The following is a 21,823-nucleotide window of genomic DNA, read 5'->3' on the forward strand; positions in this document are numbered from 1 at the left end:
TTCCTCCCTCGACAGACAAGCAGGGCCTGTTCGATAGCCCGGTGGACGCCGGGCATCTCAAGGGATACGGAGCGGCTAATTATTTTGCAAGTGCGAGATGAATTTGAGCAGTTGCGAAATGGAGGCGAGCTTTCCCTGTCTCCCCGGGAGAGGAAGGGGGAGTTCCGCTTCATCGCGACGATCTAAACCCTTGCCTTCCGCCCGACAGGGCGCCATAAGCAGGCAACGGCAAACGCCCGCGAGGACCAGCATGGCAGGCTTTCTGACGCAGTTTTTCACCTGGTGGAACGGCCAGACGCTGGGCACGCGTTTCCATACCTGGCGCCATGGCAAGAAGGTCGGCCAGGACGAATTCGGCAACATCTATTACGAAGGTGGCATCAATTCCGACGGGCAAACACGCCGTTGGGTGATCTATGCCGGAAAGTCGGAAGCTTCGGCCATTCCCCCTGGCTGGCACGGTTGGATTCATCATCGAGTCGACGTCGCACCGGCGAACGAAACCTACAAGCCACGCGAGTGGCAGAAGCCGCATCTGCCTAACTTGACCGGCAGCGCCGCGGCGTACCGCCCGAAGGGCTCGATCCTGGGCAGCCAGCACCGCCCACAGGTGACAGGCGATTACGACGCCTGGACGCCGGGCTCCTGAGTCTGGAACAGTTCGGGTTCTCGCCACATTTGCCGTTTAGCTGGTTCGCTTCGCTGGAACGCTCTACCTTTGGGCGTTGAGAATCACCTGCCCAAAGACGGATCGTCCGTATGAGATCTTTCAGCTGCCTTTCGACCGGCGCCTTGGCAGCGATGCTGGCGGTTGCTTACCCGCTTCATGCTAACGCGCAGCAGATGCCATGGGATCCGCCCTCTGGCGAGACTCCGTCCCAGATGCCGTTCGAGATCCAGCCGGACGATAACCAGGGCCAGCCTATCCAGGAACAACCGGCCCAGGAGCCGGCTCAGCAGGACCCGGCCCAGCAGGACCCGGCCCAGCAGCAACCGGCTCAAAGTGACCAGCCTGCTCAGAAGCAACCTCCTCAGGACAAGCCTGCCCCCGAGACGAAGGTTGAACGCGTCGCCAACCCGGTCGCCGAGTTTTCCGGTATCGACAAGATCACGGGCCGCATCATCAATTTCGATGTCTATATCGACGAAACGGTGCAGTTCGGCGCGCTGCAGGTGACGCCGCGCGTGTGTTATTCGCGGCCCGGCGCCGAGGCGCCGAAGACGGACTCTTTCGTCGAAGTCGACGAAATCACGCTCGACCGCAAGATTCGCCGCATTTTCACCGGATGGATGTTCGCCGAAAGCCCCGGCATTAACGCCGTCGAACACGCCGTCTACGACGTGTGGCTGAAGGGCTGCAAGCAGAAGTCCGACGTGCCGGCGCCTGTGGCGGCAAAGCCGTCGTCCAGCGGCGCGCCCGCAAAGGTCGACAGCAAACAACCAACCAACTGAACGGCGCGTCCGCCTCTCAGTCTGCTTCGGGGTTGAATGTCGCCCCACCTTGCAGGGCGGCGGCGAGCATCTTTTCATAACGGCCGCGCGGTACGTCGACGGCACCGAAACGCTTCAGATGTTCGGTAGTGAACTGGGTGTCGAGCAGGGCAAAGCCCCGCTCCTTGAGCCTCTCGACCAGATGGACGAGGCAGACCTTGGAGGCATCGGTCTCGCGCGAAAACATGCTTTCGCCGAAGAAGACACGGCCGAGTGACACGCCATAGAGCCCACCGACGAGGCGTCCTTCCTGCCAGGCTTCGACCGAATGGCAATGGCTCATCCGGGCTAGTTGCAGATAAGCTTCGCGGATCGGCGCGTTGATCCAGGTCGACTGGCGCTCTTGCCTCTGTTCGGCGCAGCCGTCGATGGTCGCCGCGATATCATGGTCGAAACGAATGTCGAAGGAGGCCTTGCGGATCGTCTTGGCAAGGCTTTTCGGAACATGGAAGCCATCGAGCGGGATGATGCCGCGCTTTTCCGGCCGCACCCAGAATACTTCCGGATCGTCCGCGCTCTCGGCCATCGGAAAGACTCCCGAGGCGTAGGCCTTGAGCAGAAGGTCGGTCGGGATGCGATAGCCGGGTGCGAAAGGGCGGGTCATCTCAATGTTATGCTCAGGCACGATCCCGAAAAGTTGCAGGCTTTTCGAATAAGATCATGCGACAAAACAAAGGGATAGAGCCAGGATTCATCTCAACTGCAGCCGCTCTATCGGTGCGTCCCCGGAGCGAGCCTCGAAGGACGCACTGCCTTTCACTCCGTCTTGGCCAGATATTTTTCCAGCCAGTGGATGTCGTAGTCGCCATTGGCGATGTCGGGGTTGCCGACGAGGTCGCGGAACAGCGGCAGTGTGGTGTTGATGCCATCGACGACGAATTCGTCGAGCGCCCGACGCAGGCGCATCATGCATTCCACGCGGTTGCGCCCGTGCACGATCAGCTTGCCGATCAAGCTGTCGTAATAGGGTGGGATGCGATAGCCCGAATAAACGCCGGAATCGACACGGATGCCAAGCCCGCCGGGCGTGTGGAAATGCGTGATCGTGCCCGGCGAAGGTGTGAAGTTACGTGGGTCCTCGGCATTGATGCGGCATTCAATGGCATGGCCGTTGAACTTGATGTCTTCCTGCCGCACCGAAAGTCCGCCGCCCGACGCGACGCGGATCTGCTCGTGCACAAGGTCGATGCCGGTGATGGCTTCTGTTACCGGATGCTCCACCTGGAGGCGCGTGTTCATCTCGATGAAATAGAATTCGCCGTTCTCGTAGAGGAATTCGATCGTGCCGGCACCCGAATAGCCTAGATCGGCGACAGCGTTGGCGCAGATGCCGCCAATGCGGGCACGTTCTTCCTCGTTAAGAGCAGGGGAGTTGGCCTCTTCCCATACCTTCTGGTGGCGGCGCTGCAGCGAACAGTCGCGTTCGCCGAAATGCACGCCCCTGCCGGCGCCGTCGCCGAACACCTGCAGTTCGATGTGGCGCGGCTTTTCGAGATACTTCTCGATATAGACCGCGTCGTCGCCGAAGGCCGCTCCCGCTTCCGACCTAGCGGTGGCGAGCGCCACCTCGAGATCGTCTTCGGTGCGTGCTACCTTCATGCCGCGGCCGCCGCCGCCGGCGGACGCTTTTATGATGACCGGATAGCCGATCTCGGTGGCGATGCGCTTGGCTTCCTTCTCGTCGGAGACCGCGCCGTCCGAGCCTGGCACGACCGGAATGCCAAGGCGCTTGGCGGTACGCTTGGCCTCGATCTTGTCGCCCATGATGCGGATATGGTCGCCCGAGGGACCGATGAAGGTGATGTTGTGGGCAGCGAGGATGTCGGCGAACTTGGCGTTCTCCGACAGGAAGCCGTAGCCTGGATGTACAGCGTCCGCGCCGGTAATCTCGCAGGCCGCGACGATCTGGTGGATGTTGAGGTAGCTGTCACGCGACGGCGGCGGGCCGATGCACACGCTCTCATCGGCGAGGCGCACATGCATGGCGTCCGCGTCGGCGGTGGAGTGCACGACAACGGTCTTGATACCCAGCTCTTTACAGGCGCGCAGCACCCGAAGCGCGATTTCGCCGCGATTGGCGATGAGGATCTTCTGGAACATTCCGTCCGCTCCCGCGCCTTATTCGATCACGACGAGCGGCATTCCGTATTCGACCGGCTGCGCGTCCTCGACCAGGATCGCTGTCACGGTGCCGGCGCGGGGCGAGGGAATCTGGTTCATCGTCTTCATGGCTTCGATGATCAGCAGCGTCTGGCCTTCCTTCACCTTCTGACCGATTTCCACGAACTGCTTGGCGTCCGGCGAGGGGGCGAGATAGGCGGTGCCGACCATCGGTGACGGCACGGCATTCTTGGCCGCTTCCGCTGCGCTCGGTGCGGCCGGCGCTGTCGCTGCGGCGGCCTGCGGCGCGGCAGCGATGATCGGAGCGGGCGCCGCTACAGCATGCACAGTCGGCGCATGGCGCGAAACACGCAGCTTCAGATCGCCGAGTTCGACCTCGATTTCGGTCAGGTTGGTGTCGTTCAGGATGCCCGCGAGATCGCGGATCAGCTGCTGGTCAACACCGTTTTTTTTCGTCGTCATGTCCGACCCTTCTTGTTGTCCGCCCATTTCAGATGCGGGCGGCGAGCGCCTGCAGCGCCAGCGTGTAGCCAAGCGGCCCGAAGCCGCAGATCATGCCCACGGCGTGCGGTGCGATCCGGGACACATGTCGGAACGGCTCGCGCGCGTGGATGTTGGAAAGATGCACTTCCACGACCGGCAACGGGGCGACACCCCGGATTGCGTCGTGGATGGCGATTGAGGTGTGGGTGTAGGCGCCGGCATTGATGATGACGCCAGCAGCGGCCTCGCTCGCTTCCTGGATCCAGTCGACCAGATGGCCCTCATGGTTCGACTGACGGAAATCGACAGTCAGCCCCAGATCCTTGCCTGCCTTCACGCAGTCGGCCGCGATGTCGTCCAGCGTCTTGTCGCCATAGATCGACGGCTCGCGCTTGCCGAGCATGTTGAGATTGGGACCGTTGAGGACGAAAACCGTTTTCAAAAATGGCTACCTTTATCCCCGCGCCGAACATTGCCGGCGCGCCGGACCTCTATAATGGGCATAACCGGCCGCGAAAAGAGCGCAAGTGCGTTCTTGGCCTGTCCACAGTGCCGGTTTGCCGGGCTTGACCTGGTCAAGTCCGGCATTCGGTTCCCGGGAAGCTTAAAGCGTGGGCTTCGCGGCTTTGATCTTTTCGGTCAGAACATCCGCGCCAAGAGCACCGAACACCACTTCATTGCCGATGACGTAGGAGGGGGTGCCGGTAATGGCGAGCTTGTTGGCGAGGTCGTAGGTCTTGGCGAAGCGCTCCATGATTGCCGGATCCTTCATCGCCTCGCGCAGCTTCGCCTCGTCGGCGCCGAGCTGCAGCGCGATCTTGATGGCGGTATCCTCGGTAGCGCGGGTCTGACCGCCCAGCAGTTCGAGATGGAACTCGCCCGCCTTCTCGGGCATCAGCTTCTGGAATGCCTGCGAGACGACATGCGCCTTCTGGGAGTCCGGCCCAAGGATCGGGAATTCCTTCAAAACGAAGCGCAGATCGGGATTGGCCTTTGTGAGTTCCGCCATGTCCGTCATGGCGCGTTTGCAGAAGCCGCAATTGTAATCATAGAACTCGACGATCGTGATCTTGCCCTTGGGATTGCCGACGACGGTGTCGTAGGAGGCGTTGAAGATCTCGTCCTTGTTTTCCTTGATGACGCCGGTAGCAGAGAGTTTCTGCTCCTCCTTCTGCTTGGTCTCCAAGGCATCCTGCACCTCGAGCAGGATTTCCGGGTTCTTCAGAAGATAGTCGCGCACGATCTCCTCGACCTGGGCACGGTCGAGCTTGGTATCGGCAAGCGCCGGACGGGTATCGCCAGCCGTGAAGCCGAAGGTGACGGCGGCGAAGGCGATGGCCGCTCCGGCGGTGCTGAGCAGATAGGCCTTGTTCATGGTCGTCTTCCTTTGCCTGTCATGGGCTGCGGCTGGGATGATCTCCGCCGTCTTGCCGTTTTCAGTTCGATTTCTTGGTTGGCGCCTTGGCGCCGATGATGTCCTGAGCGCGCACCCAGGCCGGTTCGCCGGGTTTCAGCAGTTTCTGCGCACGCATGGCGAAGATCTTGGCATCCTTGGTGGCGCCTTGGTAATAATAACCTTCGGCGGTCGCCAGCTCGGCCTTGCCGATGTCGCCAAGCTCGCCATAAGCCTGCGCCAGGAAGCGGTAGCCGCCCGCATTCTCGCGGTCGCGCTCGAGGCCGTTGGAGATTTGGGTGATAGCCTGTTTCAAGGTTTCCGGCGTGCGCTGGGCAAGCAGTGCCTGGCCATAGGAGACGGAAAGAAGTCCCGATTTTGCTGGATCGAGCTTGACTGCTTTGGCGTAAGCGGAGGCCGCTTCCTTTGGTTTGTTGACCTTCATCAGGATGTCGCCGCGCAACTCCTGGAGATAGGGGTTCTTGGGCTGGGATTTGATCATCGCGTCGGTCTTGGCAAGCGCCGAGCTCGGATTGCCGTTGAGATAATTCGAGATGGCTTCGCCATACTGCACGGCAACCGGATCGGGATTCTTGCGCAGAAGTCGTGACGTCGCCGCCTGACCTTGCGTGAAGGCGGCTATCTTGACGCGCATCATATTGTGGCGCTGCTGCAAAGAAGGTGGGTCCTTGGCGTCGAGATAGGGGCTCTTGCTGACAAGGTCCTGCAGGTTCGAGATACGTTCCTGCGGCATCGGGTGGCTGACACGGTAAGGGTCGACGCGTGCGCCTGACAGCGACAGCGCGCTCTGGAACCGCTGGAAGGTCTTCAGCATGCCGGCACCCGACTGGCCGGTGGCGTTGAGATAGGTGATGGCCGAACGGTCCGCCGTCATTTCCTCGCCGCGTTGATAGGCGAGCAGCGAACGCTGCGCCAGCTCGGTGCCGCCGGTGGCGAGCCCCATGCCGGCGCCCGCAAGCCCCTTGCTGTTGCTGGCTGCACCCGCCACAAGGGCGCCGGCGCCGAGCAGGCCGGCGACGATCGCCATAGTCTTGGCGCGTTCCAACTGCTCTCGCAGCCTTTGCTGGTGGCCACCTGCGATGTGTCCGGTTTCGTGCGCCAGAACGCCGATTACCTCGTTCGGCGTCTCGGCCTGCATCAGCGTGCCGGTGTTGATGAAAACACGGCGGCCGGCGACAAAGGCGTTGAAACTCGGGTCGTTGACCAGCACGATCTGGATGCGGGCATTGGAAAGGCCGGCCGCCTTGAAGATCGGCATGGCATAGTCGCGCACCAGCGCTTCGATCTCGGCATCGCGCACGACCGGCACGTTCTGGGCGAGGGCGCCGACAGTGCCGGTGACAGCGATGGCAGCGCCGAGCGCCAGTGTCGCCAGCGTACGCGCGGTCCTTGCGATCGTCTGTCCGGGGCGTGAAAAGCTCAACATGATGCGTACACTGGTAGACGAGGCGGTTGACGATGAAAAGCCGGCGCGCGAAAACTTGCTGAACTTGTGATCCCCATCAATCGGGCAATTGTGCGGCGCAGTCCGGCAGCCGGACGCGGATGGCGGGCGTGGTTAACAGGAGTTTCGCCAAGAATGGTTGTTTCAGTGTCACGGCGCGGAGACGTCGAGCCGTTCCATGCCATGGATGTTCTGGCCGGCGCCAACAGACTGAAGGCCGAAGGCGTGCCGGTGATTTCCATGGCAGTCGGCCAGCCATCGGACCCGGCGCCTGTCATCGTGCGCGCGGCCGCTGCCGCGGCGTTGAAGGCCGGCCGCATTGGCTATACCGACGCACTTGGGCTTGCCGAGTTGCGCCGTGCGATTGCGGCCCACTACAGCGACCATTATCAAATCGAAGTCGCGCCGGAGCGCATCGCCGTCGCGACGGGTTCTTCCGCCGCTTTCAATCTGGCCTTCCTCGCCATGTTCGATGCCGGCGACCGCGTCGCCATCGCTGCCCCCGGCTATCCGGCCTACCGCAACATCATGGCAGCCCTCGGCATCGAGGTGGTGGAGATCGAACTGGAGGGTGCTGCCTATCTGCACGCCGAACATCTGGCCAGCGCCCATACCGAGAAACCACTGAAGGGCGTGTTGTTCGCCAGCCCTGCCAATCCGACTGGAGCGGTTATTCCCGTCGAAGCGCTAAAGGCGCTGATCGAAACGGCGGATAGGCTCGGCATAGCGGTGATCTCCGATGAGATTTACCATCGGCTGGCCTATGGCGCGCCCGACACCACTGCGCTGGCCTTCGGTCGCGACGTCACGGTGATCAACTCGTTCTCCAAATATTATTGCATGACCGGCTGGCGCATCGGCTGGATGGTGTTGCCGGAAGAACTGGTGAGACCTGTCGAGCGCATTGCACAGAGCCTCTACATTTCGGCGCCGGAACTCTCCCAGGTGGCGGCCATCGAGGCGTTCAAGGCGACCAAGGAACTGGACGCGGTGAAGGCGCGTTATGCCTGGAACCGCGAATTGCTGATGAAGCGCCTGCCAGAACTCGGTTTTGCACTGGCCGCCCCGATGGATGGCGCATTCTATGCCTTCTGCGATGTCTCGCGCCTTACCAACGACAGCATGGCATTCGCTGGCAAGATGCTGGCGGAAGCTCATGTCGCGGCCACACCGGGTCGCGACTTCGATCCGTTGCAGGGTCATCGTTATATGCGCTTTTCGTACGCTGGCGGCCATGACGATATGGTCGAGGCAATGTTGCGACTGGAGCGCTGGCTGAAATAGGCAAGGGTAGCAACACCCTCATGCTCTTCACGATTTCGCGATTGCGGGAACCGGCTGGGTCAGATCGCGTTTTTAACGTCAGACACAACCCATGGAGGCACCAATGCGCGCCATGAACCTTGTCACCCTCGTCCTGATCATCATCGGCGGCCTGAACTGGCTGGTCATGGGCGCTGTGGGCTACGACGTCCTCGGAACGCTGTTCGGAGGCACCGGCACCCCGCTCGCCCGGCTGGTCTCTGTCATCATCGGCCTTTCGGCCGTATGGCAGCTCATGCCGTTTGTGCAGGCCTTCAGCGAAGGTGAGGTTTCGGCGGAACGTCATATCCGCCATCACTAAAGTCCTCCAGGACGAAAAAGCGGCGGCACAAGTGCCGCCGCTTTTTTCATGCGAAACTTACGGGTCCGACGGTTTTCCGCCAGCGCCGACTTGCTGCCTCAGAAGAAACCCTTGCGCTGCCACCAGCCGGCACGCTTCGGCTTTTCTTCACTGACTTCTTCAGCTTCCGCTGTGGCCGTGGAGGAAACGACTGGTGCTGTGGAAGTTTCCGCGCTGGCGGCCTTGCGGCGTGAAGCGCGTGGTTTCTTCCCTGCCGGGGCATCCTTCGCGACTACCGGCGCCGCCTCGACGACGATGTCGGCCGGTGCTTCGGTTGCAACCTCAACCGCGGCTGCTTCGGCAGCAGCAGCCTCAGCCTTCTTCGACTTTGCGGTGCGGCGCGGTTTCTTCGGCTTCTCGGCCGGAGCCTCTTCTGGAGCAGGCGCCGCTTGCGGCTCGGCCGACGGCACTTCGGCAATGGCTTCGGCGATTACGGTCTCGCTATCGATCGCGACAGCGTCGACCGTATCCTCGGCGGTTTCGCCGTCTTCCTTGCGGCTGCGCTTGCCGCCGCGCTTGCCCCGTCGGCGCTTCTTGGCAGGCTCGTCATCGCTCTCGTCTGCAGCAACGGTCTCGCCTGCAGCAGTGGTCTCCACTGCAGCGGCCTCAGCGACGGCATCATCCGCATCGCTCTCTTCGCCAGCCTCGTCATCGGCTGCCGCGACACCATCGTCGCCCTCGGCTTCCGGGGCGGCCTGGTCACGATCACGGCCGCCGCGACGGCGTCTACGCCGGCGGCGCTTGCGGTCGCGCTGGCTGTCGCCCTCGCGCGCCTGCTGTTCCTGACGAGGCTGTTCCTCTTCGGTCTCTTCCTCGTCCTCGACGATGATCTCGTCTTCCGGCTCTTCGGGTTCGACCGGGATCGGCTGCGGCTTCATTTCGACGAAGCCTTCCGGTTTCTCGGCGATCGCGCCGCGCACGATGGAATAGTGCTGAGAGCCGACTGTTTCGTCAGCCTCGACGGTGATCGTCAGGCCAAAGCGGGTTTCCAGTTCGACCAGCGTGGAACGCTTGTGGTTGAGCACGTAGAGCGCGGTTGCCGCTGGCGTGCGCACTGTGATGTGGCTGCGCGAATCCTTGAGCAGGAATTCCTCGATGGCGCGCACGACAAGCAGCGCGACGGAGGAATCGGAGCGGACATGACCGGTGCCGCCGCAATGCGGGCAAGGTTTCATGGTCGATTCCAGCACGCTGGCGCGGATGCGCTGGCGGCTCATCTCCATGAGACCGAAATGCGAGATGCGGCCGACCTGGATGCGGGCGCGATCGTTCTTCAGGCAATCCTTCAGCTTCTTCTCGACCGCCCGGTTGTTCCGATTCTCTTCCATGTCGATGAAGTCGATGACGATCAGGCCAGCGAGATCGCGTAGCCTCAACTGGCGGGCGACTTCCTCGGCTGCCTCCAGATTGGTCTGCAGCGCGGTGTCTTCGATCGAATGCTCGCGCGTCGAACGGCCCGAGTTCACGTCGATGGAAACCAGCGCCTCGGTCTGGTTGATGATCAGATAGCCACCGCTCTTCAACGTCACCTGCGGCTGCAACATCTTGTCGAGCTGTGCCTCGATGCCGTTGCGCGCGAAGATTGGCGACGTGTCGCGGTAAGGCTGGACCATCTTGGCATGGCTGGGCATCAGCATGCGCATGAAGTCCTTGGCCTCGCGATAACCGTCTTCGCCCGCCACCAGGATCTCGTCGATTTCCTTATTGTAGAGATCCCGCACCGAACGCTTGATCAGTGAGCCTTCCTCGTAGACCAGCGCCGGCGCAGTGGATTTGAGCGTCAGGTTGCGGACATTCTCCCACAGTCGCATGAGATATTCGTAGTCGCGCTTGATCTCGGCCTTGGTACGGCTTTCACCGGCGGTGCGGAGGATCACGCCCATGCCCTGCGGCACTTCGAGGTCAGCAACCACTTCCTTCAGCCGCTTGCGGTCCTGTGCGTTGGTGATCTTGCGTGAGATACCTCCACCACGGGCGGTGTTGGGCATCAGAACGGAATAGCGGCCGGCGAGCGACAGATATGTGGTCAGTGCCGCGCCCTTGTTGCCACGCTCTTCCTTGACGACCTGGACCAGCAGGATCTGGCGGCGCTTGATGACTTCCTGGATCTTGTACTGCTTGCGCACCGGTCTGCGACGATCGCGGATTTCCTCCAGCGCGTCCTCTGCGCCGACCGACTCGATCTCGTGGTCGTCGGAATGGGAGGAGGGGACTTCCTCCAGCGTGCCGCGGTCGGCATCTGCCGGAGGTGCGGTCTCGTCGCTGTTGTTGTCTCGGGCGGTATGGGGCTGTTCTTCACCGCTTTCCCGTGCGATTTCGATCTCTTCCGAGATCACGTCGACCTCGACGCTGGCCGCGATCGAGCCACCGCTGGAACCTTCGTCAGCATCGCTGTCGTCGTTTGATTCGACGCTTTCAACAGCTTCGGCGCCTTCGTCGGCTGCTACTGCCTCGTCACCCGTTTCACCGTCCTCGCTGGCAGCAGCATCACGCTTGCGTTCGCCACGATCGCGATTGCGGCCACGACGGCGGCCGCGCCGCCCGCGATTGCGTTCCTGACGTTCTTCGCCGCCATCACCGTTCTCGTCATCCTCGTCGTCTTCGGCTTCCTGGGCCTCGGCGCGCAGCAGCGCCTGACGGTCGGCGACCGGGATCTGGTAGTAGTCGGGATGGATTTCGCTGAAGGCCAGGAAGCCGTGGCGGTTGCCACCATATTCCACGAAGGCCGCTTGCAGCGACGGCTCAACCCTCGTGACGCGAGCGAGATAGATGTTGCCTTTTAGCTGTTTCTTGTCTTGCGATTCGAAGTCGAATTCTTCGATGCGGTTACCGCGAACAACGACTACGCGTGTTTCCTCCTGGTGGGAGGCGTCGATTAGCATCTTGTTGGGCATTATTATGTTTCCTCCCGGCAGCCGCCAGTCGCGGCCGACGGGGCAATGCCCGCTGCCGTGATGCTGTTTGTGCGTGAGTGCCGGACATTTGTGCGTCCGCCGTGGGCCGCTTCAGGGCGATGGCGGTGCCGCCCGCAGCCATGTTGGCGCGGTTGAATGCGGACCTTTCCATTATAATTCCTGAAACCGTCAAAACCGAACGGACCTTTTTGAACCTAAGCCCGGAAGAAAAACCGGACCAGCTTGTTTTGCTCCTGTAGAGCCGGCGCGGTGCAACCCTTGCCGTTTTCCTGCCGCAGTCATTTCCCCCGCCTCGGGTAAGCGACTGCGAAAATCGTCGCGATCACCTGCATTCCCGCCGCCTTGGCGAAACCTTTACCTCTCACCCGGGCCCAGCACAAAGCTGAGGGGAAAGGTGGTCCTAGGATTGCAGTGACCCACCATCGCTTTTATGATTTGACGCGTAGGAAGGCAACCCCGATTTCCATGCCGGCAAAGGGCCGTTCCGTCAGCGAAATCGCACTTGAAAAGGCTTGGTTAACCTTCTCTGGATACCAATCGTTAATCGAGTTTACCGCTTAAGCGCGTCTTCGATCAAACAACCGGGCCGGTTCGATGAATCGGCAGCGACTGGAACTGAGATGGGGCTGAAGGCAACCACGAACAAGAGGCTCGGCGGCTGGGTAGGCGTATTGTGTTGCGCACTGTTCGTCGTGTTTGCGAGCCTGATCTTGCCAGCAATAGCGCACGCTGCCGAAGTCCCGCTGGCGGCGACCGGCTACAAAATGGCGGGCGACGCCACCAAAATGCGCGTCGTTGTCGATTTCGACCGTGAGCCCGATCCGCGCTGGTTCCTGCTGCGCGGCCCGCATCGTCTGGTCATTGACGTGCCGAACTCCAAACTGGCTTTCAGCGCCAAGGACCTGAAGGCGCGCGGGCTGGTCAAAAGCGTGCGCTACGGCCAGATCGAGGCAGGGGCTTCCCGGCTGATCCTGATCAGCAAAGGGCCGTTCCGTGTCGACAAGCTGGATGTCCTTAAAAATGAAGACGGTTCCGGTTATCGCATGGCGCTCGATATTTCGGCTGTTTCAGATCGCGAGTTCGACGCTGCTCTCGCCGACCAGGCAGTCACCACGGCCTCGACGGTTTCTCCAGACAAGCGCGAGCGTCTGGCCAAGCCGGTGCCGGCGGTAACCTCCCACAAATTTACCATCGTCATCGATCCCGGCCATGGCGGTGTAGACGGCGGAGCGGAGGGGCTGAACGGCACGGTCGAAAAGAACGTCACGCTCGCCTTCGCAAAGGAACTGCGCGACAGGCTTTCCGCCGAAGGCAAATACGAGATCTCGCTCACTCGCGAGGATGACACGTTCCTGCGCCTGGACGATCGCGTACGCATCGCCAGGCAGCGCGGCGCCAATCTGTTCATTTCGATCCATGCCGACACCATTCGCCTGAAGGGCATTCGTGGCGCCACGGTCTACACGGTATCCGACAAGGCCTCGGATCCGGAGGCGCAGGCGCTGGCCGATCGCGAGAACCTGTCCGATCAGTTCGCGGGCATGGAGATCAAGGAAGACAGCCAGGAAGTCACCGACATCCTGATCGACTTGATCCGCCGCGAGACCCATTCCTTCTCGATGAGCTTTGCGCAGACGCTGGTCGGCGAGCTCGCGACAAGCGTCGGCCTGATCAACAATCCCCACCGTTTCGCTGGATTTCGCGTGCTGAAGGCACCGGATGTTCCTTCGGTTCTGGTCGAACTGGGCTATCTGTCCAACGCCAAGGACGAGGCCCAACTCACCAATCCGGAATGGCGTGGCAAGGCGGCTGAAAGCATCAGCAAGGCGGTTTCGGCTTTCGCGGCATCGCGGATGAACGCGGGAGGGTAGGCCTGCCCGCGCAGGCGCGCGCTTCCGTTCACCTTTGGCTTGGCGGCGTTGCGCCCCGACAACATCGGGTGCTAATGTTTTGGCCAATTGGCCAGGAAATTTGCGGTTGCCGCAATTTGTCCACATCGCCACGACAAAGGGTGGCGAACGGCCGGGTGGTTCCCGAGCCTTGCGTGGCAGGCAGTATCGTTTATGGCGTTCTCATGCGCGGCAGTACGCCAGGATCGCCGTAGCGTGTGTAAAGAAGCGCAGGAGCACCGGCGAAATCGATTCCGATTTCCGGGGTCATGCGCTAGGGAAATCCCGGGCCACGGACTGGAGTGGGCATGATTCGTCTTATCGGCTATTTTTTCGGCATCGGCACGATGCTGGCTTTGCTGGCCGCTGCGGTCGTCGCAATCTATGTCGGTAATCTGGCCAAGGAACTGCCGGACTACGAGGTCCTGGCCAAATACGAGCCGCCGGTCACCACCCGCATCCATGCTTCCGATGGTGCGCTGATGGCCGAGTATGCCCGCGAGCGTCGCCTCTATCTGCCGATCCAGGCTGTACCTGACCGCGTCAAGGCAGCCTTCCTGTCGGCCGAAGACAAGAATTTCTATTCGCATCCCGGCATCGACATCACCGGCCTTGGCCGCGCCATCATCGTCAACGTGCAGAACTGGGGTTCGCGTCGCCCGGTCGGCGCTTCCACCATCACCCAGCAGGTGGCAAAGAACTTCCTGCTCTCCGCCGACCAGACGATCGACCGCAAGATCAAGGAAGCGATCCTCGCCTTCCGCATCGAGCAGGCCTATTCCAAGGATCGTATCCTTGAACTCTATCTCAACGAAATCTTCTTCGGCCTGAACGCCTATGGCGTCGCGGGCGCCGCGCTTACCTATTTCGACAAGTCGGTCAACGAACTGACGGTGGCGGAGGCTGCCTATCTCGCAGCGCTGCCGCGCGGCCCGTCCAACTACCACCCTTTCCGCCACACCGAGCGCGCCATCGAGCGCCGCAACTGGGTGATCGACCAGATGGTCGACAATGGCTACGTGACCAGGGAAGAGGGCGTGAAGGCCAAGGCAGAGCCTCTCGGCGTCAAGCCGCGCCGCAACGGCACTTACCTTTTCGCCGGCGAATATTTCACCGAGGAAGTCCGCCGCCAGATCATCTCCCGCTATGGCGAGAATGCGCTGTATGAAGGTGGCCTTTCCGTCCGCACCACGCTCGACCCCAAGCTGCAGCTGTTCGCCCGCAAGGCGATGCAGAGCGGCTTGATGAAATTCGATACGCTGCGCGGCTATCGCGGTCCTATCACGCATATCGACGTGTCCGGCGATTGGGGGCCGGCCCTGGGCGCCGTCAAAGGACTGGGCGATGTACCGGAATGGACGCTCGCCGTTGTGCTCGACAGCTCCAGCGAGGGCCTGTCGATCGGCCTGCAGCCGGATCGCGAAGCTTCCGGCGACATCGTCAAGGATCGTGTCGAGGGCACGGTATCGCGCGAGGATATGAGCTGGGCGATGCGCTACAAGCAGGATGACAAGACCCTGAAGGCGAAGTCCCCGGCAGAAGTCCTGAAGGCTGGCGATGTCATCTTCGTCCAAAGGAAGGGGGACAGCGGTTCCGACTATCTGCTGCGCCAGGTGCCACAGGTCGAGGGCGGCCTCGTTGCCATGGACCCGCACACCGGCCGCGTGCTTGCGATGGTCGGAGGCTTCTCTTACGCGGCCTCCGAATTCAATCGCGCCACCCAGGCGATGCGCCAGCCCGGTTCGTCGTTCAAGCCAATCGTTTATGCAGCAGCGTTGGATAACGGCTATACGCCTGCCTCCGTCATTATGGACGGCCCGATCACCATCCAGTCCGGCAACACCACCTGGACGCCGAAGAACTATGACGGCAACTCGGCCGGCCCGTCGACACTGCGCAACGGTATCGAGCGTTCGCGCAACCTGATGACCGTCCGTCTGGCCAATGACATGGGCATGAAGCTGGTGGCGGAATACGCCGAGCGCTTCGGCGTCTATGACAAACTGGCGCCGTACTTGCCGATGGCGCTCGGCTCGGGCGAAACCACCGTCATGCGCATGGTCTCTGCCTATGCGATCATGGCCAACGGCGGCAAGTCGATCAAACCGTCGGTCATCGACCGCATCCAGGATCGTTACGGCAAAACGGTATTCCGTCAGGACGAACGCACCTGCGAGAACTGCAATGCAACCGAATGGAAGAACCAGCCCGAGCCGGAACTGACCGACAATTCCGAGCAGGTGCTGGACCCGATGACGGCGTACCAGATCACTTCCATGATGGAGGGCGTGATCAAGCGCGGCACCGGCGCCACCGTCGCCGAGCTCGGCTACCCGATGGCTGGCAAGACCGGCACGACCAACGACGAGAAGGACGCCTGGTTCATCGGCTTCACGCCGAACCTGCTGGTCGGTCTCTATCTCGGTTATGACCAGCCCAAGCCGCTCGGCAAGGGTATTACCGGTGGTGGTCTCGCGGCACCGATCTTCAAGGACATGATGCGCGAGGCGCTGGTCGGCCAGCCGAAGATCGAATTCAAGGTGCCGGAAGGCATGACCCTGGTCGCGATCAACCGCAAGACAGGCATGCGCGCCAACGAGGGCGACTCCAACACGATCATGGAAGCTTTCAAGCCCGGCACTGGCCCGGCCGACAGCTACTGGGTCATCGGTATGGGGTCGGACGGTTCGAACGGTCCCGGGACTGGGCTTTCGCCACAGGCTTCGCAAGCGATCCAATCGGGCGGCGGCGGCCTCTACTGATCAGATTAGAGTTGCAAATGGGCCGGCCTTGCGTCGGCCCATTTCGCTTTACAGGCAGCAGAGCGATGCCTATGTATCGCGCCAACTTGGGCGTTTGAGATTCATGCCGGAGTGAGCCGTCATCTGCAGGCCGACATCGCTTGAATCTCAACACGCCCTAAACGGCGCACTGTCGTCACGTTGCAAATCGGAAAAGAAGAGATCATGCGCGCGGAAACGCAGAATATTGTCGACGAGATCAGGCAGGCGATAACCCTGCTGAGGAGGCATCTTTGACTGGGATCAAGCGCTAAAACGGCTTGAATACCTGAACGTTCGCGCCGAGGACGCCAGCCTCTGGAACGATCCGCAGGAAGCGCAGAAACTGATGCGCGAGCGCCAGAGCCTCGAAGAAGGCATCGGCACGGTGAAGGGTGTCACCCAGGCGCTCGAAGACAATATCGGCCTGATCGAACTCGGTGAGGAAGAGGGCGATGAAAGCATCGTCCAGGAAGCCGAGACCGCGATCCGCTCGTTGGCTGGCGAAGTCAGGGCGCGCCAGATCGAGACCATGCTTTCGGGTGAAGCCGACGCCAACGACACCTATCTGGAAGTCCATGCCGGCGCCGGCGGTACTGAAAGCCAGGACTGGGCGAATATGCTTCTGCGCATGTATACACGCTGGGCGGAACGTCGCAAATTCAAAGTCGAGGTGCTGGAAGTCCACGATGGCGAAGAAGCCGGCATCAAGTCGGCGACGGTGCTCATCAAGGGCCACAACGCTTATGGCTGGCTGAAGACGGAATCGGGCGTGCATCGCCTGGTGCGCATCTCTCCTTATGATTCCAACGCGCGCCGTCACACCTCGTTCTCGTCGATCTGGGTTTACCCGGTGATCGACGACAACATCCAGATCGAGGTCAACGAATCCGACGTGCGCATCGATACCTATCGGTCGTCTGGTGCCGGCGGCCAGCATGTCAACACCACGGATTCCGCCGTGCGCATCACGCACATTCCGACTGGCATCGCGGTCGCTTGCCAGGCCGGCCGTTCGCAGCACCAGAACCGCGCCAAGGCGTGGGAGATGCTGCGTTCGCGCCTCTACGAGGAAGAGCTGAAGAAGCGCGAGGCGGCAGCCAGCGCAACGGAGGCGGCCAAGACCGATATCGGCTGGGGTCACCAGATCCGATCCTATGTGTTGCAGCCCTACCAGCTCGTGAAGGATCTGCGCACTGGCGTTGAATCCACCAGTCCCTCGGACGTGCTTGACGGCGACCTCGACGATTTCATGGAAGCCTCGCTGTCGCAACGCATCGAGGGCGGTGTGTCGCAGCCGGTCACGGACATCGACTAGGAACGGTCTATTCATTCTCGACGCCTCCTGACGTTAAGTTGTCAGGGGGCGCTCTCTATGGTGTGTTGCGATTTCAACCAGCACACCGAGGAGAGGCGTGATGATCATCAAGGGAAGCTGTCACTGCAAGGCCACGACATTCGAAGTGTCGGAAGCGCCGCAGACGGTGACGCAGTGCACCTGCTCCTTCTGCTCCAAACGCGGCTCGCTCTGGGCTTACTACACACCGGACAAGTTCAAGCTGACGAGTCCGGCTGAGAATGTGAGCTTCTACCGCTGGGGTTCCAAGACGATCAAGCATGGCTTCTGCGCCACCTGCGGCTGTGGCACCTTCACCGAGACGCCGGACTGGTCGACCGGTGAGCCGGATTTCGACAATCCCAAGATCAGCATCAACTCGCGTCTGTTCGACGATTTTGAGTTGGATAAGGTCGAGGTGGTGGTCATCGATGGCAAGAACCTCTGGTAGGGACGTTTGACCTTTCTTCCTGCTTGGTGCGGTGATCTCGAACGGCGCGGGAAAACCGCTGGGCTCTGCCATTTCGTGTTCCGGTTTTCGCCGCAATTCGTGCTAGAAGGCCCGCTAAGCACGCTCGGCGCGCCGAGTCGCGGTCGCAGTTTGGAGAGGGATATCCCATGAAGAAGATTGTGCTCAGCGTGGTGGCTACGGCAGTGTTGGCCAGTGCCTGCACGACCGACCCCTACACGGGTGAGCAGAAGGTTTCGAACACCGCGGGCGGCGCCGTTCTCGGCGGCCTGGCAGGTGCGGCGCTTGGCACCCTCGCGGGTGGCAATGACCGCCGCAACGCGCTGATCGGCGCCGGCATCGGCGCGCTGGCCGGTGGCGCCGTCGGCTCGGTGATGGACCAGAATGAAAATGCGCTGCGCCAGCAACTGCAGGGCACCGGCGTCAGCGTTACGCGCGTCGGCAACCAGATCATTCTCAACATGCCATCCGACATCACCTTCGCCACAGACCAGGATTCGGTGAAGGCGGGCTTCTATCCGGTGTTGAACTCCGTTGCGCTGGTCCTGAAGAAATACAACCAGACCACCGTCGACGTTTACGGCCACACCGACTCGACAGGTTCGGATCAGCACAATTTCGACCTGTCACAGCGCCGAGCACTTTCCGTGGCGAACTATCTGTCGTCGCAGGGGGTGGATTCACGCCGGTTCGCGGTTACCGGTTTCGGCAAGACCCGTCCGGTTGCACCGAACAACACTGCCGAAGGTCGCGCACAGAACCGCCGCGTCGAAATCCAGCTTTCGCCGCTTACCTGAACCCGGCTTCCACGGATACGAAAACGGCCCCGTTCGGGGCCGTTTTTATTTAAGCGTTCTTTCTTGAAGTCTCGGTCTGGATTGGGGTGGCAACTACCCTGGAAAACACTCAGACCTTGGCGACGATCTTCATGAATGCCGGCACGTCGTCCCCGAAGCCGACCGTCTTTTCGTCTGGTTCTTCACGGTGACGGGCGGGACGCTGATCACGATGCGGGCGCTGATCCTTGCGGTCGGCATTGTCGGCGCGGATTGCTTCCTTGCGTTGCCGGCGGTCGTCACCTGCTGGAGCGGTGGTTTCGGCCGGGGCAGCTTCGCCATTTTCGTTCGCGGCGTGCCTGTCGTCGCGCTTGCCCTTGTTGCGGCGATCATCGCCGTCCTTGCGACCGCCACGACGCTTGTCTCCGCGGCCACGACGCGGCGCCTCGTCGGCATCGTCGCTGACCACCAGTGTGGACAAATCCCCATCGAACCATTCGATCTGCTTGCCGATCAGCTTTTCGATCGCGTCGACATATTTGGTGTCGCCCTTGGTGGCGATGGTGAAGGATTTGCCGGAGCGTCCAGCGCGGCCGGTGCGCCCGATACGATGGACATAGTCCTCGGCGTGGATCGGCACGTCGTAGTTGAAGACGTGGCTGACATCTGGAATGTCCAGTCCGCGAGCGGCGACGTCCGAGGCAACCAGCAGCTTCAGCTTGCCGTCGCGGAAGTTGGACAGCATGGTCATGCGCGCGCGCTGGTCCATGTCGCCATGCAGCGCGCCGGCGTTGAAGTCATGCTTCAGCAGCGAGCGGAACAGTTCCGAAACTTCGACCTTCCGGTTGCAGAAGATGATCGCGTTCTTCAGCCCGTCTTCTTCGGCGTGGATCAGGTCGCGCAGCACAGCGCGCTTGTCCCATGGCTTCGAGCCGGCCTTGACCAGGCGCTGCGTCACCGTCGAAGCGGTCGTCGCGGCCTTGGCAACCTCGATGCGTACCGGTGCGTGCAGGAACTGCTCTGTGAGCTTGGTGATCTCCGGCGGCATGGTCGCCGAGAAGAACAGTGTCTGCCGGGTGAACGGGATGAGCTTGCAGATGCGCTCGATGTCGGGAATGAAGCCCATGTCGAGCATGCGATCGGCCTCGTCGATGACAAGGATTTCCACGCCGGTCAAAAGCAGCTTGCCGCGCTCAAAATGATCGAGAAGGCGACCGGGCGTGGCGATCAGCACGTCGGCGCCGCGTTCCAGCTTCTTTTCCTGATCCTCGAAGGAGACACCGCCGATGAGCAGCGCCACGGTGAGGCGGTGGTTCTTGCCGTATTTGACGAAATTCTCTTCGACCTGGGCGGCGAGTTCGCGGGTCGGCTCCAGGATCAGCGTGCGCGGCATGCGCGCACGTGCCCGACCTTTTTCCAGTCGCGTCAGCATCGGCAGCACGAAGGAGGCTGTCTTGCCGGTACCGGTCTGGGCAATGCCGAGAACATCCTTGCCCTGCAAGGCGTGTGGGATCGCACCGGCCTGGATCGGCGTCGGCTGCGTGTAGCCGGCGTCGGTCACAGCTGAAAGCACCTTGGGCGAGAGGCCCAGGTCGGAAAAAAGCAACGCTTCTTGAGCGGTCTGAGTGTCTGAGGACAAGTTCTGCTGTCTTTGGCTTGTATTGGGAGCGCGGCGGCTTCCGTCGCGGCAGACGCCCCGCGTCTGCGATATCGTGAACGCCGATAGGCGCAAGCCCGCGTTTTGTCAACACAAACGGGCTTGAAAGCCGGCAATCGCGCTATGTTTGGCCTAAGGTAGTGTCGGATATGGCCCCGTCAAGCCGGGCAGGGGCTCAATATCGAAACTGTTCGGCGAGAATGCGTTCGTCCCAGGAATGGTTGGGATCGAACAATACTGTCGCGGTCGCCGTCGACGATTCCCGCACCGTCACCGATGTCACAGCCTTCACCTCGGTATGGTCGGCAGCGGCGTTCACCGGGCGCTTTCCGGCCTCGAGTATGTCGAAACGGACGGTCGCCCGGTTGGACAGGAGCGCGCCGCGCCAGCGCCGTGGCCGGAACGGACTTACCGGCGTCAGCGCCAAAAGCGGCGCATCGAGAGGCAGGATCGGGCCATGGGCGGAAAGGTTGTAGGCGGTAGAACCGGCCGGCGTGGCGATCATGACACCGTCGCAGCTCAATTCCTCCAGCCGAACATGGTCGTCGACGGTAATGCGGATCTTGGCCGTCTGGTAAGACTGGCGCCACAACGCCACCTCGTTGATGGCAAGCGCCTCGACGGTTTCGCCCTCAGCGTTGGTTGCCGACATTTCCAGCGGACGGATGGTTTCCGGCACCGCCTTGGTAATGCGCTCGATCAGGCCTTTTTCCCGGAATTCGTTCATCAGGAAGCCGATCGTGCCGCGATTCATGCCGTAGACGCGTTTGCTGCGGCTCATCGTGTCGCGCAGCGTCTGAAGCAGGAAACCGTCGCCGCCGAGGGCGACAATGGTGTCTGCCTCGTCAATCGGAACCTGCCCATAGCGGGCGCTCAGCCGCTCCAGCGCGGCCCGGGCGTCGGCGGTATCGGAAGAAACGAAGGCGAGGCGGCTTGCGGTATTCGTCATGGCTCCCGGCTGGCGATGGTCCACCGAAACGCGACCGTTCGGGTTTCGCCGTTGTGGGAGGTAGCATGCGTCTATGTGGAAGCAAAGGGCGTCATGGCGCCAGCCTTGTGCCGCTGTCCCCAGGGGTTATCGAATCACTGAGGCCAGCCCGGTAAGCCAGAACATGGTTAAAATCCGTCTTAATTTTTCTGAAATTTGCTTTGGTCATGCTTGGGGCTGCAATCGGTGGGCGGGGGCCAAGTCGAGAGCTTTCCCTGTGTCGATGTCACGTTTGATGATCCTTTTCCTGATGCTCGGTTCCTTCGCCCTGATGTTCTCCATCGTGGTGCGGGCCTCTGATCAGATGAACCAGCGGATCGTGTCGTCGAAATGCACGGGCGTGCTGATGCCGTGCCTGAGCAAACGCTGATAGGGGATCTGAGGAGGCGGGAAGGGC

General features: G+C 61.5%; 19 protein-coding genes. 10 read left to right on the forward strand and 9 right to left on the reverse strand.

Translation table 11 applies throughout. The annotated features are described in order from the left end of the window. The first annotated feature begins 250 nt into the window (after positions 1-250). Positions 251-649 carry an NADH:ubiquinone oxidoreductase subunit NDUFA12 gene (locus ACFWXH_RS05135; RefSeq protein ID WP_054313081.1) on the forward strand — a complete coding sequence of 133 codons (399 nt, stop codon included), beginning with the start codon at positions 251-253 and terminating at the stop codon, positions 647-649. 233 nt (positions 650-882) lie between these two features. Further along, a complete protein-coding gene (locus ACFWXH_RS05140) occupies positions 883-1,452 on the forward strand; it encodes a DUF2155 domain-containing protein (protein ID WP_379118099.1) in 570 nt (189 codons plus the stop codon). Positions 1,453-1,468: 16 nt separating this feature from the next. Here the strand turns inward: ACFWXH_RS05140 and aat are convergent, their stop codons facing one another. From aat to ACFWXH_RS05170, 6 genes are all read right to left on the reverse strand, one after another. Further along, a complete protein-coding gene (aat, locus tag ACFWXH_RS05145; protein WP_379118101.1) occupies positions 1,469-2,095 on the reverse strand; it encodes a leucyl/phenylalanyl-tRNA--protein transferase in 627 nt (208 codons plus the stop codon). A 152-nt stretch (positions 2,096-2,247) separates the two neighbouring features. Beyond that, the gene (accC, locus tag ACFWXH_RS05150; RefSeq protein ID WP_054313079.1) at positions 2,248-3,591 is read right to left on the reverse strand and encodes an acetyl-CoA carboxylase biotin carboxylase subunit; all 1,344 of its coding nucleotides are present in this window, start codon (positions 3,589-3,591) and stop codon (positions 2,248-2,250) included. 18 nt (positions 3,592-3,609) lie between these two features. Continuing rightward, complete coding sequence (gene accB, locus ACFWXH_RS05155) at positions 3,610-4,074, reverse strand: acetyl-CoA carboxylase biotin carboxyl carrier protein (protein WP_379118104.1); 465 nt, start codon at positions 4,072-4,074, stop codon at positions 3,610-3,612. A 28-nt stretch (positions 4,075-4,102) separates the two neighbouring features. Then, the gene (aroQ, locus tag ACFWXH_RS05160; RefSeq protein ID WP_379118106.1) at positions 4,103-4,537 is read right to left on the reverse strand and encodes a type II 3-dehydroquinate dehydratase; all 435 of its coding nucleotides are present in this window, start codon (positions 4,535-4,537) and stop codon (positions 4,103-4,105) included. Between the two features lie 162 nt (positions 4,538-4,699). Beyond that, the gene (locus tag ACFWXH_RS05165) at positions 4,700-5,470 is read right to left on the reverse strand and encodes a DsbA family protein (RefSeq protein ID WP_379118108.1); all 771 of its coding nucleotides are present in this window, start codon (positions 5,468-5,470) and stop codon (positions 4,700-4,702) included. A 61-nt stretch (positions 5,471-5,531) separates the two neighbouring features. After that, the gene (locus tag ACFWXH_RS05170; RefSeq protein ID WP_379118111.1) at positions 5,532-6,935 is read right to left on the reverse strand and encodes a M48 family metalloprotease; all 1,404 of its coding nucleotides are present in this window, start codon (positions 6,933-6,935) and stop codon (positions 5,532-5,534) included. A gap of 153 nt (positions 6,936-7,088) precedes the next feature. Here ACFWXH_RS05170 and ACFWXH_RS05175 point away from each other — a divergent pair, with 153 nt between their 5' ends. After that, positions 7,089-8,237, forward strand: a complete 1,149-nt coding sequence (locus ACFWXH_RS05175; protein WP_379118113.1) for a pyridoxal phosphate-dependent aminotransferase — start codon at positions 7,089-7,091, stop codon at positions 8,235-8,237. 103 nt (positions 8,238-8,340) lie between these two features. Beyond that, positions 8,341-8,577 (forward strand): DUF378 domain-containing protein, encoded by a 237-nt coding sequence (locus tag ACFWXH_RS05180; RefSeq protein WP_054313073.1) that lies wholly within the window; start codon positions 8,341-8,343, stop codon positions 8,575-8,577. 98 nt (positions 8,578-8,675) lie between these two features. Here the strand turns inward: ACFWXH_RS05180 and ACFWXH_RS05185 are convergent, their stop codons facing one another. Next, complete coding sequence (locus ACFWXH_RS05185; RefSeq protein WP_379118115.1) at positions 8,676-11,510, reverse strand: ribonuclease E/G; 2,835 nt, start codon at positions 11,508-11,510, stop codon at positions 8,676-8,678. 641 nt (positions 11,511-12,151) lie between these two features. Between ACFWXH_RS05185 and ACFWXH_RS05190 the strand changes: the two genes are divergently transcribed. The 5 genes from ACFWXH_RS05190 to ACFWXH_RS05210 all read left to right on the forward strand — a co-directional run bounded on the left by ACFWXH_RS05190 (position 12,152) and on the right by ACFWXH_RS05210 (position 18,802). Beyond that, positions 12,152-13,402, forward strand: a complete 1,251-nt coding sequence (locus ACFWXH_RS05190; protein WP_379118117.1) for an N-acetylmuramoyl-L-alanine amidase — start codon at positions 12,152-12,154, stop codon at positions 13,400-13,402. A 326-nt stretch (positions 13,403-13,728) separates the two neighbouring features. Further along, a complete protein-coding gene (locus tag ACFWXH_RS05195) occupies positions 13,729-16,182 on the forward strand; it encodes a penicillin-binding protein 1A (RefSeq protein WP_379118119.1) in 2,454 nt (817 codons plus the stop codon). A gap of 204 nt (positions 16,183-16,386) precedes the next feature. Then, positions 16,387-17,518, forward strand: a protein-coding gene (gene prfB / locus ACFWXH_RS05200; protein WP_379118121.1) for a peptide chain release factor 2 whose coding sequence is annotated in 2 segments (ribosomal slippage) — positions 16,387-16,452 and positions 16,454-17,518 — 1,131 coding nt in all. Because the reading frame shifts where the segments join, the coding sequence is not laid out codon by codon here. Positions 17,519-17,618: 100 nt separating this feature from the next. Further along, on the forward strand, positions 17,619-17,987 hold the full coding sequence (locus ACFWXH_RS05205) for a GFA family protein (protein WP_379118123.1): 369 nt from the start codon (positions 17,619-17,621) through the stop codon (positions 17,985-17,987). Between the two features lie 167 nt (positions 17,988-18,154). Then, positions 18,155-18,802, forward strand: a complete 648-nt coding sequence (locus ACFWXH_RS05210) for an OmpA family protein (RefSeq protein ID WP_054313067.1) — start codon at positions 18,155-18,157, stop codon at positions 18,800-18,802. Positions 18,803-18,911: 109 nt separating this feature from the next. Here ACFWXH_RS05210 and ACFWXH_RS05215 read toward each other — a convergent pair whose 3' ends face one another. After that, a complete protein-coding gene (locus ACFWXH_RS05215) occupies positions 18,912-20,420 on the reverse strand; it encodes a DEAD/DEAH box helicase (protein ID WP_379118125.1) in 1,509 nt (502 codons plus the stop codon). Positions 20,421-20,613: 193 nt separating this feature from the next. Beyond that, positions 20,614-21,387 carry an NAD kinase gene (locus ACFWXH_RS05220; protein ID WP_379118127.1) on the reverse strand — a complete coding sequence of 258 codons (774 nt, stop codon included), beginning with the start codon at positions 21,385-21,387 and terminating at the stop codon, positions 20,614-20,616. 163 nt (positions 21,388-21,550) lie between these two features. Between ACFWXH_RS05220 and ACFWXH_RS05225 the strand changes: the two genes are divergently transcribed. Beyond that, a complete protein-coding gene (locus ACFWXH_RS05225; protein ID WP_379118128.1) occupies positions 21,551-21,796 on the forward strand; it encodes a hypothetical protein in 246 nt (81 codons plus the stop codon). Positions 21,797-21,823: the final 27 nt, after the last annotated feature.

It is taken from the genome of Mesorhizobium sp. NPDC059054, assembly GCF_042739215.1.
GTDB lineage: Bacteria > Pseudomonadota > Alphaproteobacteria > Rhizobiales > Rhizobiaceae > Mesorhizobium.

What these genes read in the sequence shown, in the direction of transcription:
- ACFWXH_RS05135 (WP_054313081.1), top strand. Translation starts at nt 251, where the DNA reads ATGGCAGGCTTTCTGACGCAGTTTTTCACCTGGTGGAACGGCCAGACG.
- ACFWXH_RS05140 (WP_379118099.1), top strand. Translation starts at nt 883, where the DNA reads ATGCCGTTCGAGATCCAGCCGGACGATAACCAGGGCCAGCCTATCCAG.
- aat (WP_379118101.1), bottom strand. Translation starts at nt 2,095, where the DNA reads ATGACCCGCCCTTTCGCACCCGGCTATCGCATCCCGACCGACCTTCTG.
- accC (WP_054313079.1), bottom strand. Translation starts at nt 3,591, where the DNA reads ATGTTCCAGAAGATCCTCATCGCCAATCGCGGCGAAATCGCGCTTCGG.
- accB (WP_379118104.1), bottom strand. Translation starts at nt 4,074, where the DNA reads ATGACGACGAAAAAAAACGGTGTTGACCAGCAGCTGATCCGCGATCTC.
- ACFWXH_RS05165 (WP_379118108.1), bottom strand. Translation starts at nt 5,470, where the DNA reads ATGAACAAGGCCTATCTGCTCAGCACCGCCGGAGCGGCCATCGCCTTC.
- ACFWXH_RS05170 (WP_379118111.1), bottom strand. Translation starts at nt 6,935, where the DNA reads ATGTTGAGCTTTTCACGCCCCGGACAGACGATCGCAAGGACCGCGCGT.
- ACFWXH_RS05175 (WP_379118113.1), top strand. Translation starts at nt 7,089, where the DNA reads ATGGTTGTTTCAGTGTCACGGCGCGGAGACGTCGAGCCGTTCCATGCC.
- ACFWXH_RS05180 (WP_054313073.1), top strand. Translation starts at nt 8,341, where the DNA reads ATGCGCGCCATGAACCTTGTCACCCTCGTCCTGATCATCATCGGCGGC.
- ACFWXH_RS05185 (WP_379118115.1), bottom strand. Translation starts at nt 11,510, where the DNA reads ATGCCCAACAAGATGCTAATCGACGCCTCCCACCAGGAGGAAACACGC.
- ACFWXH_RS05190 (WP_379118117.1), top strand. Translation starts at nt 12,152, where the DNA reads ATGGGGCTGAAGGCAACCACGAACAAGAGGCTCGGCGGCTGGGTAGGC.
- ACFWXH_RS05195 (WP_379118119.1), top strand. Translation starts at nt 13,729, where the DNA reads ATGATTCGTCTTATCGGCTATTTTTTCGGCATCGGCACGATGCTGGCT.
- ACFWXH_RS05205 (WP_379118123.1), top strand. Translation starts at nt 17,619, where the DNA reads ATGATCATCAAGGGAAGCTGTCACTGCAAGGCCACGACATTCGAAGTG.
- ACFWXH_RS05210 (WP_054313067.1), top strand. Translation starts at nt 18,155, where the DNA reads ATGAAGAAGATTGTGCTCAGCGTGGTGGCTACGGCAGTGTTGGCCAGT.
- ACFWXH_RS05220 (WP_379118127.1), bottom strand. Translation starts at nt 21,387, where the DNA reads ATGACGAATACCGCAAGCCGCCTCGCCTTCGTTTCTTCCGATACCGCC.
- ACFWXH_RS05225 (WP_379118128.1), top strand. Translation starts at nt 21,551, where the DNA reads ATGGTTAAAATCCGTCTTAATTTTTCTGAAATTTGCTTTGGTCATGCT.